Origin of the sequence: Streptomyces sp. NPDC086023 (genome assembly GCF_044540325.1) — a bacterium.
Classification (GTDB): Bacteria; Actinomycetota; Actinomycetes; order Streptomycetales; family Streptomycetaceae; genus Streptomyces.
The window spans coordinates 141542-158640 of the sequence record NZ_JBITRX010000010.1 but is presented as its reverse complement, the minus strand read 5'-3'; the positions used below and the strand labels follow the sequence as shown (position 1 = coordinate 158640).

Sequence of the window (17099 nt, the reverse complement as noted above, 5' to 3'; positions counted from 1 at the left end):
CGGTGTCGCACCGCCCGCCCCACCTGTCCGCTATGTCACGATGACCCGGTTCCCCGTATCCCCACCCTGCCGAGGGGCCTGGATGTCCGGCCACAGACGAACCGCCCGGCGGACCGCGAGCGGCCTGGCGCTGCTGCTCGCCCTCACCGCCGCCTGCTCCCCCGGGTCCGGGCCCTCGGACACCGCCGCCACCGGCCGGACCCCCGCGACGCCGGCCGCGACCGGCGGCCCCTCCACCGGGTCGCCCTTCTGGGTGGACCCGCAGAGCGACGCCGCCCGCCAGGTCGCCCTGTGGGAGCAGCAGGGCAGGAAGGGCGACGCGCAGGTGCTGCGCCGCATCTCCGAGCGGCCGATGGCGCTGTGGGGCCCGGGCGACGACCCCGGACCGGAGATCCGGCGGGCCCGCGCGGGGGCGGCCGCGGAGGGCCGCACCCTGGTCCTGGTCGCGTACAACATCCCGCACCGCGACTGCGGCCAGCACTCGGCGGGCGGTGCCTGGAACGCGGACGCCTACCGCCGCTGGATCGGCGCCTTCGCGGACGCCATCGGCGACGCCCGGGCCATCGTGGTGCTCGAACCCGACGCGGTCCCCCACATCGTCGACGGCTGCACCCCGGCCGAGCACCACGACGAGCGGTACCGACTCCTCTCGGAGGCCATCGGCCGGCTCAAGGCCCAGCCGCACACCCGGGTCTACCTGGACGCCGGGAACCCGGCCTGGATCCCCGACCCCGAGAAGCTCGTCGAGCCGCTGAAGCGGGCCGGCATCGACCGGGCCGACGGCTTCTCGCTCAACGTCTCCAACTTCCAGCCGGACGCGGCCGGACGCGCCTACGGGGAGCGCATCTCCCGGGGCACGGGCGGCAAGCACTTCGTCATCGACACCAGCAGGAACGGCGACGGCCCGCTCCCGGGCAACCGGGACCAGGCCTGGTGCAACCCGCCGGGGCGGGCGCTCGGCGCACCGCCCACCGACCGGACGGGCGACGCGCTCCTGGACGCGTACCTGTGGATCAAGCGCCCCGGCGAGTCGGACGGCACCTGCCGCGGCGGCCCGCAGGCCGGCCGCTGGTGGCCCGACTACGCCCTCGGGCTGGCCAGACGGGCCCGGCAGTAGCGCCGGGCCCGCAGCCGGGGCGTCCGCGGAGCCCCGTCAGTCCTCGTCCTCCGCGGCCGGCTTCTTCGGCGCCCGCACCTGGATCCACTTGGCCTCGGACGGGGTCCCGTCCACGTCCGTGACGAACAGCATGTACCAGCCCGGCGGTACGAGCGTGGGGTCGGACGGCACGTCCACGGTCACCGAGTCCGCCGTCCTGCTGAGCCCCAGCTCGATGGACCGCTGCTCCACGTCGGTGGTGTGCGTGACGGCGCTGGGCCGCATCAGCCGGGCCCGCACGATCCGGTCCGTGTCCTTGGCGCGGAAGGTGGCCCGGCCGTTCTGGTCGACCTCGTCCGGGCCCGCGCCGAGGGCCGGCCGGAGGGCGGGGTCCCGGTGGAGGTAGGGCGGTGAGTAGACCTCCAGCCGGTGCTCGAACCTGCCGAGCTTGGTGTTGTCCTTGTCCGCGAAGAGCGGGTCGGAGCCGAAGGTGGCGACGCGTCCGTCGGGCAGCAGCAGGGCCTCGGAGTGGTAGTTGCGGCCGACGGCCGGGGCGGCCGCCGCGGTGAACCTGCCGGCGCGCGGCCAGTAGAACTGCGCCTTGTGGATGTCGCTGGCGCCGCGGCCCCGGTAGTCGCGGGCGCCGCCGGTGGTGAACACCGAGTCGTCGGGCAGGATCACGCTGCTGAGGTAGCGGGTGCCCTGCGGGAGCCGGGGTCCCTCGCGCCAGGCCGGGGTGGCGGTCTTCAGGTCGACGATGGCCGTGCGGGCGGTGGACTTGGGGGACTCGCCGACGCCGCCGCCGCCGAGCACCATCACCTTCTGGTCCTGCGCCGGGGGCAGCAGCAGGGAGGCGGAGGTCTCCAGCTGGTCCGGGTCCGTCAGGCCCTTGACCGGCTCGAAGGTGTTGGTGCGCGGGTCCCACAGGCCCGGCGCGCGGCCCTTCTCGGCCGGTCCGTAGCCCGCGTTGGAGCCGGTGTAGAGCAGCTTGCCGCCCTTGGTGAGGAACAGCGCGGGGTAGGTCGGGAAGTAGCGGAACGGGCCCTTGGTCCACTTCTTGGTGCGCGGGTCGTAGATCTCGTTGTCGCCGGGCACGACGTCGCCGACGTCGTTGAGCCCCGAGACGGCGAGCACCCGGCCGTCCTGGAGGGTGACCAGGGTCGGGTACCAGCGGGCGTCCTTCATGGGGGCGACCGGGATGTACTTCTCCGCCTTCGGGTCGAACTCGTAGGCGGCCTTGATGCCCTGGAAGTCCTGCTTCGCGGTGCTCAGGCGTTCGGCGAGGCCGTAGACGTTGTCGGCGTCCTTGCCCTTGAGGCCGATGACCTCGTACTGGGCGGCCTCGGTGGTCAGCCCCTGGGGACCCTCCTGGACCGCCTCGACGAAGACCCGTGCCTCGGCCGCCGTCACCTTCGTCTTCCAGGGCAGCATCCGGCCGCTCTTGGCGTACGAGATGAGGAACTCGCGCTTCGCCTTGGGCACGGTGACGTCGAACTTCGACTCGTACTCGACCCCGGACGGCGAGCGGAAGCGGGTGCCCTTCCTGAGCGTGACGGTCTTGTCGGGGCTCTCGTTCTTGACCCGCATGCCGCCGCCGGCCCGGGTGACCTTGCCGTCGAGGACCTCGTAGCGGGCGGTGCCCCCGGCCACCAGCAGCCGGCCGTCGGGGAGCTGGCTGTGCCCCGCGCAGAAGAAGTCCTCGGGGGTGGGGATCCGCTTGAAGGTGTTCTTCGCGGGGTCCCAGAGCACCGTGTCGAAGGTCCCCTTGTCGAACTTCTTCTGGTCGTTTCCGGAGCCGGCGATGAGCAGCACCTTGCCGGTGTGCAGCAGCGCTGCGTGCATGGCGTTGATGCGCTGGTCCTCGGGCAGGGCGACCAGGCCCCAGGAGCCGTACTGCGCCTTGTAGCCGGGTTGGGCGATCTTGTACGCGTGGTACCTGTCCTCGGCGAAGGAGAAGGCCGCGGGTGCGTTGAGCCCGGCCAGAAGGACCACCGCGCCCACTCCGAGGACGGTCTTCTTGAACTTCTTCGACGGCCGGTAGGCCATGGCTCAGTTCCCTCCTGTGGTCGTGGCGAGCGCGGGCTCCGGCTCGTCGCCGGGTCCGCCGCCGGGAGCGGCGACGGGGGCGGTCACGGCCCTGGTCCCGCGGTCGCGGAACAGGGTCACGGTCCACACCACGACCGGTGACAGGGCGATGAGCAGGGCGAGGACGGCCCAGGTCCGCATGGCCGCGTGCGTGTGGCCGTACCGGACCGAGGCGACGAGGGAGGCGGCGAGGACCGCCACCCAGAAGAGGTGGATGCGGAAGGTCAGCAGCCGGTCGGGCGAGGCGGTGCCGCCCTTGGGGGTGACGACGAAGCGCCCCCTGGTGCGGATCAGGGCCGAGCCGAGCGACCTGAGGTACACCGGCGCGCAGATCGCGGACATCGCCATGCCGGCCAGGCCGCCGGAGCCCTCGGGCTCGTGGGGCGAGACGTTGTGGCGCCGGTTCCAGAGGTAGAGGCCGATCTGGAGGGCGGCGGCGTCGCTGTAGAGCATCAGCCACACCGAGGACGAGACCTGGGTGCCGGAGGCGCCGAGCCAGAGGAAGAGTACGCAGCTCAGCACGCCCAGCAGCCAGTTGACCGCGGTCATCGGGTAGTAGACGAGCATCAGCGTGTAGTTGAGGAGCCGGCCGGGCGGCACCCGGAACAGCGCCTTCCAGTACTGCTTGAAGAGGGTCTCGTAGGTCCCCCTGGACCAGCGGAGCTGCTGGGTGAAGAAGTCCGTCCAGGAGGCGGGGCCCTCGCCGACCGCGAGCACGTCGGGGGTGTAGACGGAGCGCCAGAACCGGCCGGTGCGCGGGTTCTTCCTGCGGTGCAGTTCGAAGCCGGTGGCCATGTCCTCGGTGATGGAGTCGTAGAGGCCGCCGACGCTCTTGAGCGCGCTCACCCGCACCGCGTTGTTGGTGCCGACGAACATCGGGGCGCCGTACCGGTTGCCGGCCCGCTGGATCAGGGCGTGGAAGAGGTACTGCTGTGATTCGGCGGCCTTGGTGACGTGCTCGGTGTAGTTCCCGTACACCTGGGGACCGACGACGAAGGCGACGTCCGGGTCGCGGAAGTAGCCGAGCATCCGTTCCAGGAAGTTCGGCAGCGGCACGTGGTCGGTGTCGACGGAGGCGAAGTAGTCGTAGTCGTCCCCGTGCATCGCCAGCCAGGCGTTGTAGTTGCCGTGCTTGGTCTTCGCCCGGTGGGGGCCCTTCCTGCGGTTCCACTCGGGTACGTCTTTGCGGGTGAAGTGCCGTACGCCCAGTTCGGCACAGAGGGCCTTGGCCTCGGGGTCGTCGCCCTCGTCGAGGAGCCAGACGTCGAGCGGGCCGTCGTGGCGGACCCCGACGGCGCCTTCGAGGGTGGCGCGCACCATGGTGAGCGGTTCCTTGCCGGGGACGTACGTGGTGAGGAAGGCGACCCGCGTGCCGGGCTCGGCCTCCACGGGCACCGGATCCCTGGCGACCATCGTGGCGTGGGCGATCGACACCACGTTGACCAGCATGAAGAACATGATCAGCGCGATGGAGACCAGCATCACGGTGTCGAACCGCACCAGCCAGCGGTCGCCGCCCTCGCGGACCGTCCAGTGGGTCGGCCAGACCAGGTAGAGCAGCAGCGCGGCGGAGAGCAGCGGCGCGAGCGTCATGAGGGCGACGGCGCGTATTCGGTGCGGCTCCTTCGACAGCAGCGAGCGGTACTGCACGCGGTAGGCGTTGGGAGTCGCCTTCGTCAGCGGACCGGCGAGACGGCTGTGGGCCTCGTAGTCAATGCCTTCCGGCCGCACGGTGCCTCCAGAGCTTGGAGCCGAGGTTGATAATCCAACAAAAGTGGACAAACTCGGGTGTGTCGAACCGGATTCGGCCGAGCGAGGGGTTCTCCTGAACGTTCGCGTTCGCACCGCCGTTTGGGGGTCGGGCGGCCCGCGACGGCCGTCCGGAGACGTACGAAGCCCCCGCTCCCGGCAGCTGGGCAACCGGGGGCGGGGGCTTCGCGGGAGGCCCTTCGGGGGGTCAGGAGGCCAGGTGACGCTCCACCGTGGCCACCTTGGAGGTGAGCCCGTCCGTGACGCCGGGGCGGATGTCGGCCTTCATGACCACCGAGACGCGCGGCGCCCGCTCCTCCACGGCCGCCACCGCACGCTTGACCACGTCCATCACTTCGTCCCACTCGCCCTCGACGGAGGTGAACATGGCGTCGGTGCGGTGGGGCAGGCCGGACTCGCGGACCACGCGGACCGCGTCGGCGACGTACTCGCCGACCTCTTCACCCACGCCCAGCGGGGTGACCGAGAAGGCGACGATCACGCGGCGGCCTCTTCCTTGCGCGCGCGGGCGGCGACGACGCTGTCCGCCTCGTCGCGCTTGAGCAGCTTGTCGCCGTACAGGCCGCCGAAGGGGATGACGGCGAGCAGGAAGAACAGGGCGACCTTCTTCAGCGGCCACTTCGCCCTGTTCCACACGTCCAGCAGGAAGAGCGAGTAGAGCACGAACAGCACGCCGTGCAGCATGCCGAGCGGCATCACCAGGTTGACGTCCGAGATCCGGCTCAGCAGCGAGCCGAAGATCAGCAGGGCCGGGAACGAGAGGGCCTCGGGGATGGAGACGAGGCGCAGCCTGTGCAGGGCGGAAGCGGTCTTGATGTCCACGGTCAACCTTCGGGGCGGAGGGCGAAATGTCCGGCCCATTCTCCCAAGCCGGTTTACCCGATCTTGACCCGGGGTCGGGCCCGCGGGCACCCGGATGTCTCCGCCAGGTCTCGGCTGCGTCCCATCCCCGTCCCACCGGGGCCCTTATCGGCCATCGGGCCCTGTTCGGGTGCGCGCGCTGCCGTTAACGTCATCCCCGTGGCTCAGTTCCGACTCCAAGGCAGCAAGGTGCTCGCCGTCGACCTGTCCGGCGACGCCGTCAAAGCGAAGAACGGCTCGATGGTCGCGTACGACGGCCAGATGGCCTTCAAGAAGATGACCGGCGGCGGTGAGGGCATCCGCGGCATGGTGACCCGGCGCCTGACCGGCGAGCAGATGACCGTGATGGAAGTGCAGGGGCACGGCACCTGCTACTTCGCCGACCGCGCGAGTGAGATCAACCTGGTCAATCTCCACGGTGAGAAGCTCTACGTCGAGTCCAGCAACCTGCTGTGCACCGACGGCGGGCTGCGCACCGGCACGACCTTCACCGGTCTGCGCGGCGGCGCGACGGGCAACGGCCTGTTCACGACCACCGTCGAGGGCACCGGCCAGGCGGCCATCATGTCCGACGGGCCGGCGGTCGTGCTCCGCGTCAGCGCCCAGTACCCCCTTTCCGTGGACCCGGGCGCGTACATCGCGCACACCGGCAACCTCCAGCAGCACTTCCAGTCCGGTGTGACGTTCCGCACGTTCATGGGCGAGGGCGGCGGCGAGGCCTTCCAGATCCGCTTCGAGGGCGAGGGGCTGGTCTACGTCCAGCCCAGCGAGCGCAACACGATCGGGGGCGACGTCTGATGCCGTTCACCCAGATCAACTCGAAGATGATCGAGGCCCAGGTGATCCCGGGCCAGCGGCTGTTCAGCCAGCGCGGCGCGATGCTCGCCTACCGCGGCGACGTCAGCTTCACCCCGAACCTGACCGGCGGTCAGGGCGGCGTCATGGGGATGATCGGCCGCCGGGTGGCCAACGAGCAGACCCCGCTGATGACCGTCGAGGGCCAGGGCACCGTGATGTTCGGCCACGGCGGGCACCACATCCACGTGGTGCAGCTCACCGGCGACACCATGTACGTCGAGGCGGACCGGCTGCTCGCCTTCGACGGCACCCTCCAGCAGGGCACCATGTTCATGGGCTCGCAGGGCGGCGTCATGGGCATGGTGCGCGGCCAGGTGACCGGGCAGGGCCTGTTCACCACCACGCTGGCCGGGCACGGCTCGGTCGCGGTGATGGCCCACGGCGGCGTCATCGAGCTGCCGATCACCCCCCAGCGGCCGATCCACGTGGACCCGCAGGCGTACGTGGCCCACCGGGGCGACGTACGGAACAAGCTCTCCACCGCGCTGGGCTGGCGCGACATGGTGGGGCGTGGCTCGGGCGAGGCGTTCCAGCTGGAGCTCTCGGGCCACGGAGTCGTGTACGTGCAGGCCTCGGAGGAGAAGCTGTAATGACCGGACCCGTGGTCCTCGACCCGTACTCCCTGCCGTCCGACGACAACGTCAACCCGTACACCTTCTGCGTGGAGCTCAAGGGGAGCCAGTGGTTCCTGCAGAAGGGCAAGATGATCTCCTACTACGGGCAGATCGAGTTCAACGGCATCGGCCACGGCCGCTTCGAGCGGCTGCTGCGCACGAGCTTCCACTCCCCGCTGCACGCGAGCGACTGGGTGGTGGCGGAGGGTTCGGGCAAGATGCTCCTGGCCGACCGCGCCTTCGACGTCAACTCGTACGACCTGGACAACGGCAACCTGACGATCCGCTCGGGCAACCTGCTCGCGTACCAGCCGTCGCTGGCCCTGAAGCAGTCGATCGTGCCGGGCTTCCTGACGCTGATCGGGACCGGCAAGTTCGTGGCCGCGTCGAACGGCCCGGTGGTCTTCATGGAGCCGCCGCTCAAGGTCGACCCGCAGGCGCTGGTGGGCTGGGCGGACTGCCCCTCTCCGTGCCACCACTACGACCACGGCTACATGCAGGGCGTGATGGGCGGCCTGCGGCAGCTGGCGGGCATCGGCGGCACCTCGGGCGAGGAGCACCAGTTCGAGTTCGTCGGGGCCGGCACGGTGCTGCTCCAGTCCACCGAGATGCTGATGGCGGAGCAGGCGGTCGGTGCGGTCGCGCACGAGCCGGGGGTGCCGCAGCAGCACGGGCCGCTGGGCCAGCTGGGCGTGCCGCGGATGCCCGGGCAGCTCGGCGACCTGCAGCGCCGCTTCGGACTGTGACCGATACGCTTCGGTCGGTCACGTCCCGCGTCCGGATGCCGGGAATTTTTGTACGTAATTCAACTTCTTAGGTAGAGTCCTTGTATGGAGACTGAGACTGCCACCCGCTGGCTGAACGATGCCGAGCAGTGCACTTGGCGCACCTATCTGGACGTCAACAGACTTCTGACGCACCGGATGGAGAAGGATCTCCAGCCATTCGGACTGACCAACAACGACTACGAGATCCTCGTGAACCTCTCGGAGTCCGAGGACCACCGGATGCGGATGAGCGATCTCGCGACCGCCACCCTGCAGTCCAAGAGCCGCCTGTCCCACCAGATCACCCGCATGGAGAGTGCGGGCCTGGTGGTCCGGGCGAACTGCGAGTCCGACCGGCGCGGGCTGTACGCCGTGCTGACCGACCTGGGCATGGAGACCATGCGCAAGGTCGCACCGCACCACGTGGCCTCCGTGCGGAAGCACTTCATCGACCTGCTTCCGCCCGAGGCCCTCGCGGACCTGCACGAGTCGCTCAAGCCGATCGCGGAGCACCTGCGCGACCAGCGCGGCAAGCTCTGACCCGGGCCCGGCGGCCCTCCCCTGACGCCGCCGTGTGACGCGGGTAGACCCTTACCGGAACGCGCGAAGGGCCCGCCTCCCGCATCGGGAGGCGGGCCCTTCGCGCGCGTACGGGCGCCTGCGGCGGGCTCAGCCCTCCGTCAGGCTCGCCAGCAGCTCGTCCGAGGCGGCGTACGGGTCCAGCTCGCCCGCCACGACCCGCTCGGCCAGCGCATCCAGGTGGCGGTCGCCGTGCAGGTCCCCGATCCGGGAGCGCAGGGCCGTGACGGTGATCGTCTCGACCTCGCGGGCGGCACGGGCGATCCGGCGGCGGGCCAGCTCCCCGTGCTCCTCCATCCAGGCCCGGTGCTTCTCCAGGGCCTCCACGACCTCGTCGACGCCCTCGGAGCGGGCGGCCACCGTCTTGACGATCGGCGGGCGCCAGTCGCCCGGACCGCGGGCCTCCCCGAGGCCGAGCATGTGGTTCAGCTCGCGGGCGGTGGCGTCGGCGCCGTCCCGGTCCGCCTTGTTCACCACGTACAGGTCGCCGATCTCCAGGATGCCGGCCTTGGCCGCCTGGATGCCGTCACCCATGCCCGGGGCGAGCAGCACCACGGACGTGTCGGCCTGGGAGGCGATCTCCACCTCCGACTGGCCCACGCCCACGGTCTCGACCAGCACCACGTCGCAGCCGGCCGCGTCGAGGACGCGGATGGCCTGCGGCGCGGCCCAGGCCAGGCCGCCCAGGTGCCCGCGGGTGGCCATGGAGCGGATGTACACCCCCGGATCGGAGGCGTGGTCCGACATCCGCACCCGGTCGCCGAGCAGCGCACCGCCGGAGAACGGGGAGGACGGGTCGACGGCGAGCACGCCGACCCGCTTGCCCGCCTTGCGGTAGGCCGTCACGAGCGCCGAGGTCGAGGTGGACTTGCCCACGCCGGGCGAGCCGGTCAGGCCCACCACGTACGCGTTGCCGGTCAGCGGCGCCAGCGCCGCCATCACCTCGCGCAGCTGCGGGGACGCCCCCTCGACCAGTGAGATCAGCCGGGCCACCGCCCGTGGCCTGCCCTCGCGGGCCTGGTCCACCAGCTGGGGGACGTCCACCGCCATGCCTGTCTGCCTCCTGCCGTGGGTGACGGGACCGCCCGCGGGTTGCGGGCAGTCCCGTGGATTGCGGGACTACGCCTTGGGAACGCGGACGATCAGCGCGTCGCCCTGGCCGCCGCCGCCGCACAGCGCGGCCGCGCCGACACCGCCGCCGCGGCGCTTGAGCTCCAGGGCCAGGTGCAGCACCACGCGGGCGCCGGACATGCCGATGGGGTGGCCCAGGGCGATGGCACCGCCGTTGACGTTCACCTTTTCCGGGGTCACGCCCAGGTCCTTCATTGACTGGACGGCGACCGCCGCGAAGGCCTCGTTGATCTCGATCAGGTCGAGGTCCTCGACCCCCAGGCCCTCCTTCTTCAGGGCGTGCTGGATGGCGTTGGACGGCTGCGACTGGAGCGAGTTGTCCGGGCCCGCCACGTTGCCGTGGGCGCCGATCTCGGCCAGCCACTCCAGGCCCAGCTCCTCGGCCTTGGCCTTGCTCATCACGACCACCGCGGCGGCGCCGTCGGAGATCTGCGAGGAGGTGCCGGCCGTGATCGTGCCGTCCTTGGCGAAGGCCGGGCGCAGCTTGCCCAGGGACTCCACGGTGGTCTCGGGGCGGACGCCCTCGTCCACGGAGAAGACCACCGGCTCGCCCTTGCGCTGCGGGATCTCGACCGGGGTGATCTCGGCCTCGAAGATCCCGTTCTTCTGGGCGGCCGCGGCGCGCTGGTGCGAGGCGGCGGCGATCTCGTCCTGCGCGGCGCGCTCGATGCCCAGGCGGGTGTTGTGCTTCTCGGTGGACTCGCCCATCGCGATGTTCTCGAAGGCGTCGGTCAGGCCGTCGTACGCCATCGTGTCGAGCATCTCGATCGCGCCGTACTTGTAGCCCTCGCGGGACTTCGGGAGCAGGTGGGGGGCGTTCGTCATGGACTCCTGGCCGCCCGCGACCACGATGTCGAACTCGCCGGCGCGGATCAGCTGGTCGGCCAGGGCGATGGCGTCGAGGCCCGAGAGGCAGACCTTGTTGATCGTCAGGGCGGGCACGTTCATCGGGATGCCGGCCTTGACCGCGGCCTGGCGGGCGGGGATCTGGCCCGCGCCGGCCTGGAGGACCTGGCCCATGATCACGTACTGGACCTGGTCGCCGGAGATGCCGGCCCGCTCCAGGGCGGACTTGATGGCGAAGCCGCCGAGGTCGGCGCCCGAGAAGGACTTGAGCGAGCCCAGCAGCCGCCCCATGGGCGTGCGGGCCCCAGCGACGATCACCGAAGTAGTGCTGTTCGTTCCGGACATGAGGCACAGCCCCTTGGATGAGGAGTGAACGAGGGTTTACCTGAATGTACTGAGAGGCACTCGGTGCCGTCACCGGGCATCCGGTGTGATCGCGCGCACGTTGCGTAACCACCCTGTCGACCGCTCCACTGGAGGCATGCTGACGCGAATCGACCACATCGGGATCGCCTGTTTCGACCTCGACAAGACTGTCGAGTTCTACCGTGCCACGTACGGATTCGAGGTGTTCCACACCGAGGTCAACGAAGAGCAGGGCGTGCGCGAGGCCATGCTCAAGATCAACGAGACGTCCGACGGCGGCGCCTCCTACCTCCAGCTGCTGGAGCCCACCCGAGAGGACTCGGCGGTGGGCAAGTGGCTGGCCAAGAACGGCGAGGGCGTGCACCACATCGCCTTCGGCACCGCGGACGTCGACGGCGACGCCGAGGCCATCCGCGGCAAGGGCGTGCGGGTCCTCTACGACGAGCCGCGGATCGGCTCGATGGGGTCCCGGATCACCTTCCTGCACCCCAAGGACTGCCACGGCGTCCTCACCGAACTGGTCACTTCCCACCCCTCCTCCCACACGGAGCACTGACCGCCGGATTCCCCGGCCGGTAGAGTGGCGGTGGCTCGGCCGGGGTTTGGTGTGTTTGCCGAGGGGTCGGGGCCTTCTGACACGCGGCAAGAAGTCTGACACCATTCCCCGGGGGCGCCGTTCAGCGGGCGGACGGTGCTCTTGGGAGAGAGCTTGCGACCAGGGGACGGATGGGACCGCGCCGTGCGGGGCTACGAACGCCAGGAGAGTATTCAGGCTGAGGCCGACCATCTCTCGCGCTTCGAGGCCGAGATGGAGCGGCTGAAGAAGGAACGCGAGAAGGCCGTCCAGCACGCCGACGACCTCGGCTACCAGGTCGAGGTGCTGCGGGCCAAGCTCCACGAGGCGCGCCGCGCCCTGGCGTCCCGCCCCGCCTACGACTCCGCGGACATCGGTTACCAGGCCGAGCAGCTGCTGCGGAACGCCCAGGTCCAGGCCGACCAGATGCGCTCCGACGCGGAGCGCGAGCTGCGCGAGGCCCGTGCCCAGACGCAGCGCATCCTCCAGGAGCACGCGGAGCACCAGGCCCGCCTCCAGGCGGAGCTGCACACCGAGGCCGTCAACCGCCGGCAGCGGCTCGACCAGGAGCTGAACGAGCGCCGCCAGACCGTCGAGGCGCACGTCAACGAGAACGTCGCCTGGGCCGAGCAGCTGCGGGCCCGTACGGAGTCCCAGGCCCGCCGCCTGATGGACGAGTCGCGCGCCGAGGCAGAGCAGGCCCTGAACGCCGCCCGTGCCGAGGCCGCCCGGGTCGCCGAGGAGACCCGGCGCCGGATGTCCGCCGAGGCGGAGGCCGCCCGTACCGAGGCCGAGGCCACCCTGCTGCGCGCCCGCAAGGAGGCCGAGCGGCTGCTGACCGCCGCCTCCGCGCAGGCCCAGGAGGCCACCGAGCACGCCGAGCGGCTGCGCTCCACCGCCAGCGCGGAGTCCGAGCAGACCCGCCGGCAGACCATGGACCTCGGCCGGGTGGCCGAGCAGCGGGTGCAGGAGGCCGACAGCGCGCTGCGCGAGGCCCGCGCCGAGGCCGAGAAGGTGCTCGCCGAGGCCAAGGAGAGCGCCGCCCGGCAGCTCGCCTCCGCCGAGTCCGTGAACGAGCAGCGCACCCGCACCGCCAAGGAGCAGGTGGCGCGGCTGGTCGGCGAGGCCACCAAGGAGGCCGAGGAGCTCAAGGCCGAGGCCGAGCAGGCGCTGGCCGATGCCCGTGCGGAGGCCGAGCGGCTGATCGCCGAGGCCGGTGAGAAGGGCCGTACCGCCGCCGCCGAGGACACCGCGGCGCAGCTGGCGAAGGCCGCCCGGACCGCCGAGGACGTGCTGAACAAGGCCTCCGAGGACGCCCAGGCCACCCGCAAGGCCGCGGCGGACGAGGCCGAGCGGATCCGCCGCGAGGCGGAGGCCGAGTCCGACCGGCTGCGCGCGCAGGCCGCGGCCACGGCCGAGCAGCTCAAGGGCGCGGCCAAGGACGACACCGAGGAGTACCGCGCCAAGACCGTCGAGCTCCAGGAGGAGGCCCGGCGGCTGCGCGGCGAGGCGGAGCAGCTGCGCGCCGAGGCCGTCGCCGAGGGCGAGCGGATCCGCGGCGAGGCCCGCCGCGAGGCCGTCCAGCAGATCGAGGAGGCGGCCAAGACCGCCGAGGAGCTGCTGACCAAGGCCAAGGCGGACGCCGACGAGCTGCGCGGCGGCGCCACCGCCGAGAGCGAGCGCGTGCGGGCCGAGGCCATCGAGCGCGCCACCGCCCTGCGCAAGCAGGCCGAGGAGACCCTGGAGCGCACCCGCGCCGAGGCCGACCGGCTGCGCGCGGAGGCCGAGGAGCGGGCCGAGACCGTACGGGCCGAGGCCGATGCCGCCGCCCGCCGGCGGCACGAGGAGACCGACCGCGCCCTGGCGGCCAAGCGGGCCGAGGCCGACGCCGAGCTGTCCCGGCTCCACGAGGAGGCCGAGACCCGGCTGGCCACGGCCGAGCAGACCCTGCGCGACGCCCGCCAGGCGGCCGAGGGCATCCGCCGCGAGGCCGCGGAGGAGACCGACCGGCTGCGCGCCGAGTCGGCCGAGCGGATCCGTACGCTCCGGGCGCAGGCCGAGGCCGAGGCCGGGCAGCAGCGCACGGAGGCCGCGGAGGACGCCGGCCGGATGCGTGCCGAGGCCGAGCAGAGCGCCGCGCGGCTGACCGGCGAGGCCGAGGCCGAGGCGGAGCGGGTGCGCACGGAGGCCCAGGAGACCGCCGACCGGCTGCGTGCCGAGGCCAAGGCGGCCGCCGAGCGGGTGGCCGAGGAGGCCGCCGAGGCACTGGCCGCCGCCCAGGAGGAGGCCACGCGGCGCCGCCGTGAGGCCCAGGAGACGCTGGGCTCCGCCCGCGAGGAGGCCGAGCGCGAGCGGGCCCAGGCCCGCGAGCAGAGCGAGGAGCTGCTGGCCGCCGCCCGCAAGCGGGTGGAGGAGGCCCAGGCCGAGGCGACCCGCCTGGTCGAGGAGGCCGACGCCCGCGCGGCCGAGCTGGTCTCGGCCGCCGAGCAGACCGCCCGCGAGGTGCGCGAGTCCGTGGCCGGCCTGCACGAGCAGGCCGAGGAGGAGGTCGCCGGGCTGCGCAGCGCCGCCGAGCACGCGGCCGAGCGCACCCGCGCCGAGGCCGAGGAGGAGGCGGACCGGGTCCGCTCCGACGCCTACGCCGAGCGGGAGCGGGCCACCGAGGACGCCAACCGGATCCGCACCGAGGCGCGCACCGAGACGGACGCCGCCAAGGCGCTCGCCGAGCGCACGGTCACGGACGCGATCGCGGAGGCCGAGCAGCTGCGCTCGGACACCGCCGAGTACGCCCAGCGGATCCGTACCGAGGCCACCGACGCGCTGGCCGAGGCCGAGCAGACGGCCGCGCGCACCCGCGCCGACGCCCGCGAAGACGCCAACCGGATCCGTTCCGAGGCCGCCGAGAAGGCCGGCCAGGTGGTGGCCGAGGCCGAGGAGGCCGCCGAGGCGACGCGTGCCGAGGCGGCGACGGTCCTGGAGGACGCCCGCGCCGAGGGGGCCCGCCTGATCGGCGAGGCCACCGCCGAGACCGAGCGGATGACGGTCGAGACGCAGGCCGCGAACGACCGTACCGTCGGCGAGGCGGCCGAGGAGGCCGAGCGGCTGCGGGCCGAGGCCGCGCAGCTCCTGGAGGACGCGCGCGGCGAGGGCGGCCGGATCGTCGGCGAGGCCACCGCCGAGGCGGAGCGGGTCACTCTCGCCGCCGGCGAGACGCTGGCCACGGCCGAGCGCGAGGCCCGGCAGACCATGGACGAGGCGCGCGCCGAGGCCAACCGGCTGCGCACCGAGGCGGCCGAGCAGGCCGACCAGCTCATCGGCGAGGCCGCCGCGGAGTCGGAGCGCCTCACCGAGCGCACCCGCGCGGAGAACGAGCGGACCGTCGGCGAGGCCGCCGACGAGGCCGAGCTGCTGCGTGCGGAGGCGGCCGAGAACCTGTCGTCCGCCCAGGAGCACGCCACCCGTGTCCGCGAGGAGGCCGAGCGGGTCAAGGCGGAGGCGGCGGCGGAGGCCGAGCGGCTGCGCACGGAGGCCCGCGAGGAGACCGAGCGGCTGCGCACGGAGGCCCGCGAGGAGACCGAGCGGCTGCTGGACGAGGCGCGCGAGGCGGCGAACAAGCGGCGTACCGAGGCGGCCGAGCAGGTCGACCGGCTGATCTCGGAGACCGCCGCCGAGGTCGAGAACCTCACGGCGGAGGCGCAGCAGCAGGCCCTCGCGACGACCACCGCCGCCGAGGAGCAGGCCGACTCGATGGTGGACGCGGCCCGCAAGGAGGCGGCGCGCATCACCTCCGAGGCGACGGTCGAGGGGAACACCCTGGTCGAGAAGGCCCGCACGGACGCGGACGAGCTGCTCGTCGGCGCCCGTCGGGACGCGACGGCCATAAGGGAGCGGGCCGACGAGCTGCGCACGCGGGTCGAGTCGGAGATCGAGGAGTTGCACGAGCGGGCCCGCCGCGAGTCGGCGGAGCAGATGAAGTCCGCCGGCGAGCGGGTCGACAAGCTGGTCAAGGCCGCCACCGAGCAGAGCGCCCAGGCCGAGGCGAAGGCGAAGGCCCTGGTGTCGGAGGCGAGCAGCGAGGCGAGCAAGGTCCGCATCGCCGCGGTCAAGAAGGCCGAGCAGCTGCTCAAGGAGGCCGAGCAGAAGAAGGCCGAGGCGGTCCGCGAGTCCGAGCGCATGCGCACCGAGGCGGAGGCCGAGGCGGCCCGGCTGGTCGAGGAGGGCCGCCGTGAGCTGGAGGTACTCGTCCGCCGCCGGGAGGACATTCAGGCCGAGATCTCCCGTGTCCAGGACGTGCTTGAGGCGTTGGAATCATTCGAGGCGCCCTCGGGTGGCGGAAAGTCGCCGTCCGGCGGTCCGGCCGGTGTCGGTGTGAAGGCCGGAGCGGCCGCGGGATCCACTCGTTCGGGTGGCAAGACGTCGGAGGGCTAGAAAGTTCACCTGATTCTGTGCTCCTGATGGAGGTTCAGGCGAACGGGTGACAAGCGTTCTGGCGCCTTGCCACTCAAAAGGGGTGTCATTGTCCAGATCAAACGCGGATTGACTCGATGACACGCCGCTCGGGCGCCTAGGATTCCCCTAACACCTCACCGGTCTCATTCGACAGGAACCCCATGAGCGACACTTCCTCCCCCTTCGGCTTCGAGCTCGTGCGGCGTGGTTACGACCGCGGTCAGGTGGACGACCGCATTACCAAGCTCGTCGCCGACCGTGACAGCGCCCTGTCCCGCATCAACTCCCTGGAGAAGCGCATCGAGGAGCTCCACCTCGAGACGCAGAACGCCCAGGCCCAGGTCAACGACGCGGAGCCGTCGTACGCCGGTCTCGGCGCCCGGGTCGAGAAGATCCTGCGGCTCGCCGAGGAGGAGGCGAAGGACCTGCGCGAGGAGGCCCGCCGGGCGGCGGAGCAGCACCGCGAGCTCGCCGAGTCGGCCGCCCAGCAGGTCCGCAACGACGCCGAGTCGTTCGCCGCCGAGCGCAAGGCGAAGGCGGAGGACGAGGGCGTCCGCATCGTCGAGAAGGCCAAGGGCGACGCCTCGACCCTGCGCGCCGAGGCGCAGAAGGACGCGCAGTCGAAGCGCGAGGAGGCCGACGCGCTGTTCGAGGAGACCCGCGCCAAGGCCGCGCAGGCCGCCGCGGACTTCGAGACCAACCTGGCCAAGCGCCGCGAGCAGTCCGAGCGCGACCTGGCCTCCCGCCAGGCCAAGGCGGAGAAGCGTCTCGCCGAGATCGAGCACCGCGCCGAGCAGCTCCGCCTGGAGGCCGAGAAGCTCCGTACGGACGCCGAGCGCCGGGCCCGCCAGACGGTGGAGACCGCGCAGCGCCAGGCCGAGGACATCGTGGCCGACGCCAACGCCAAGGCCGACCGTATCCGCAGCGAATCCGAGCGCGAGCTGGCGGCGCTGACGAACCGCCGCGACTCCATCAACGCGCAGCTGACCAACGTCCGCGAGATGCTGGCGACGCTGACCGGCGCCGCCGTGGCCGCGGCCGGCTCCCCGATGGACGACGAGCCCGTCACCCGCGGCGTCCCCGCGCAGCAGAGCCGCTAGTCC

General features: G+C 72.1%; 14 protein-coding genes. 8 read left to right on the top strand and 6 right to left on the bottom strand.

The genetic code is table 11. The annotated features are described in order from the left end of the window. Window positions 1-82 precede the first annotated feature (82 nt). Window positions 83-1117: a glycoside hydrolase family 6 protein gene (locus ACIF6F_RS21115; protein WP_399948685.1), complete on the top strand. Its 1035-nt coding sequence runs from the start codon at window positions 83-85 to the stop codon at window positions 1115-1117. 36 nt (window positions 1118-1153) lie between these two features. Here the strand turns inward: ACIF6F_RS21115 and ACIF6F_RS21110 are convergent, their stop codons facing one another. The 4 genes from ACIF6F_RS21110 to ACIF6F_RS21095 form a co-directional block, all read right to left on the bottom strand. Beyond that, window positions 1154-3142 (bottom strand): galactose oxidase-like domain-containing protein, encoded by a 1989-nt coding sequence (locus tag ACIF6F_RS21110; protein ID WP_399948683.1) that lies wholly within the window; start codon window positions 3140-3142, stop codon window positions 1154-1156. Window positions 3143-3145: 3 nt separating this feature from the next. Next, window positions 3146-4912 carry a glycosyltransferase family 2 protein gene (locus ACIF6F_RS21105; protein WP_399948681.1) on the bottom strand — a complete coding sequence of 589 codons (1767 nt, stop codon included), beginning with the start codon at window positions 4910-4912 and terminating at the stop codon, window positions 3146-3148. Between the two features lie 226 nt (window positions 4913-5138). Next, entirely contained in the window at window positions 5139-5432 is a 294-nt protein-coding gene (locus ACIF6F_RS21100; RefSeq protein WP_399948679.1) for an MTH1187 family thiamine-binding protein, read from the bottom strand. Next, window positions 5429-5773: a DUF3817 domain-containing protein gene (locus ACIF6F_RS21095; protein WP_399948677.1), complete on the bottom strand. Its 345-nt coding sequence runs from the start codon at window positions 5771-5773 to the stop codon at window positions 5429-5431. The genes ACIF6F_RS21100 and ACIF6F_RS21095 overlap by 4 nt, the downstream gene beginning before the upstream one ends. 198 nt (window positions 5774-5971) lie before the next feature. On the opposite strand from ACIF6F_RS21095, the gene ACIF6F_RS21090 reads away from it, so the two are divergent. From ACIF6F_RS21090 to ACIF6F_RS21075, 4 genes are all read left to right on the top strand, one after another. Then, the gene (locus ACIF6F_RS21090) at window positions 5972-6610 is read left to right on the top strand and encodes an AIM24 family protein (RefSeq protein WP_399948675.1); all 639 of its coding nucleotides are present in this window, start codon (window positions 5972-5974) and stop codon (window positions 6608-6610) included. After that, window positions 6610-7260 (top strand): AIM24 family protein, encoded by a 651-nt coding sequence (locus ACIF6F_RS21085; protein ID WP_399948673.1) that lies wholly within the window; start codon window positions 6610-6612, stop codon window positions 7258-7260. The genes ACIF6F_RS21090 and ACIF6F_RS21085 overlap by 1 nt, the downstream gene beginning before the upstream one ends. Then, complete coding sequence (locus ACIF6F_RS21080; protein WP_399948671.1) at window positions 7260-8030, top strand: AIM24 family protein; 771 nt, start codon at window positions 7260-7262, stop codon at window positions 8028-8030. Before ACIF6F_RS21085 ends, ACIF6F_RS21080 begins: the two co-directional genes overlap by 1 nt. 84 nt (window positions 8031-8114) lie before the next feature. Further along, complete coding sequence (locus tag ACIF6F_RS21075; protein ID WP_399948669.1) at window positions 8115-8591, top strand: MarR family winged helix-turn-helix transcriptional regulator; 477 nt, start codon at window positions 8115-8117, stop codon at window positions 8589-8591. Window positions 8592-8720: 129 nt separating this feature from the next. On the opposite strand, the gene meaB is transcribed toward ACIF6F_RS21075, so the two are convergent. Together meaB and ACIF6F_RS21065 are read right to left on the bottom strand one after the other, a co-directional pair. Further along, window positions 8721-9680 (bottom strand): methylmalonyl Co-A mutase-associated GTPase MeaB, encoded by a 960-nt coding sequence (gene meaB / locus ACIF6F_RS21070; RefSeq protein ID WP_399948667.1) that lies wholly within the window; start codon window positions 9678-9680, stop codon window positions 8721-8723. A gap of 69 nt (window positions 9681-9749) precedes the next feature. Next, complete coding sequence (locus ACIF6F_RS21065; RefSeq protein WP_399948665.1) at window positions 9750-10952, bottom strand: acetyl-CoA C-acetyltransferase; 1203 nt, start codon at window positions 10950-10952, stop codon at window positions 9750-9752. A gap of 136 nt (window positions 10953-11088) precedes the next feature. On the opposite strand from ACIF6F_RS21065, the gene mce reads away from it, so the two are divergent. From mce to ACIF6F_RS21050, 3 genes are all read left to right on the top strand, one after another. Continuing rightward, the gene (mce, locus tag ACIF6F_RS21060) at window positions 11089-11529 is read left to right on the top strand and encodes a methylmalonyl-CoA epimerase (protein ID WP_399948663.1); all 441 of its coding nucleotides are present in this window, start codon (window positions 11089-11091) and stop codon (window positions 11527-11529) included. Window positions 11530-11712: 183 nt separating this feature from the next. Further along, complete coding sequence (gene scy / locus ACIF6F_RS21055; RefSeq protein WP_399948984.1) at window positions 11713-15975, top strand: polarized growth protein Scy; 4263 nt, start codon at window positions 11713-11715, stop codon at window positions 15973-15975. Window positions 15976-16157: 182 nt separating this feature from the next. Then, window positions 16158-17096, top strand: a complete 939-nt coding sequence (locus tag ACIF6F_RS21050) for a cellulose-binding protein (RefSeq protein WP_399948661.1) — start codon at window positions 16158-16160, stop codon at window positions 17094-17096. Window positions 17097-17099: the final 3 nt, after the last annotated feature.

Excerpts from the sequence above, each read along its gene's own strand:
- ACIF6F_RS21115 (WP_399948685.1), top strand. The coding sequence starts at position 83 with ATGTCCGGCCACAGACGAACCGCCCGGCGGACCGCGAGCGGCCTGGCG.
- ACIF6F_RS21110 (WP_399948683.1), bottom strand. The coding sequence starts at position 3,142 with ATGGCCTACCGGCCGTCGAAGAAGTTCAAGAAGACCGTCCTCGGAGTG.
- ACIF6F_RS21085 (WP_399948673.1), top strand. The coding sequence starts at position 6,610 with ATGCCGTTCACCCAGATCAACTCGAAGATGATCGAGGCCCAGGTGATC.
- ACIF6F_RS21080 (WP_399948671.1), top strand. The coding sequence starts at position 7,260 with ATGACCGGACCCGTGGTCCTCGACCCGTACTCCCTGCCGTCCGACGAC.
- ACIF6F_RS21075 (WP_399948669.1), top strand. The coding sequence starts at position 8,115 with ATGGAGACTGAGACTGCCACCCGCTGGCTGAACGATGCCGAGCAGTGC.
- meaB (WP_399948667.1), bottom strand. The coding sequence starts at position 9,680 with ATGGCGGTGGACGTCCCCCAGCTGGTGGACCAGGCCCGCGAGGGCAGG.
- ACIF6F_RS21065 (WP_399948665.1), bottom strand. The coding sequence starts at position 10,952 with ATGTCCGGAACGAACAGCACTACTTCGGTGATCGTCGCTGGGGCCCGC.
- mce (WP_399948663.1), top strand. The coding sequence starts at position 11,089 with ATGCTGACGCGAATCGACCACATCGGGATCGCCTGTTTCGACCTCGAC.
- ACIF6F_RS21050 (WP_399948661.1), top strand. The coding sequence starts at position 16,158 with ATGAGCGACACTTCCTCCCCCTTCGGCTTCGAGCTCGTGCGGCGTGGT.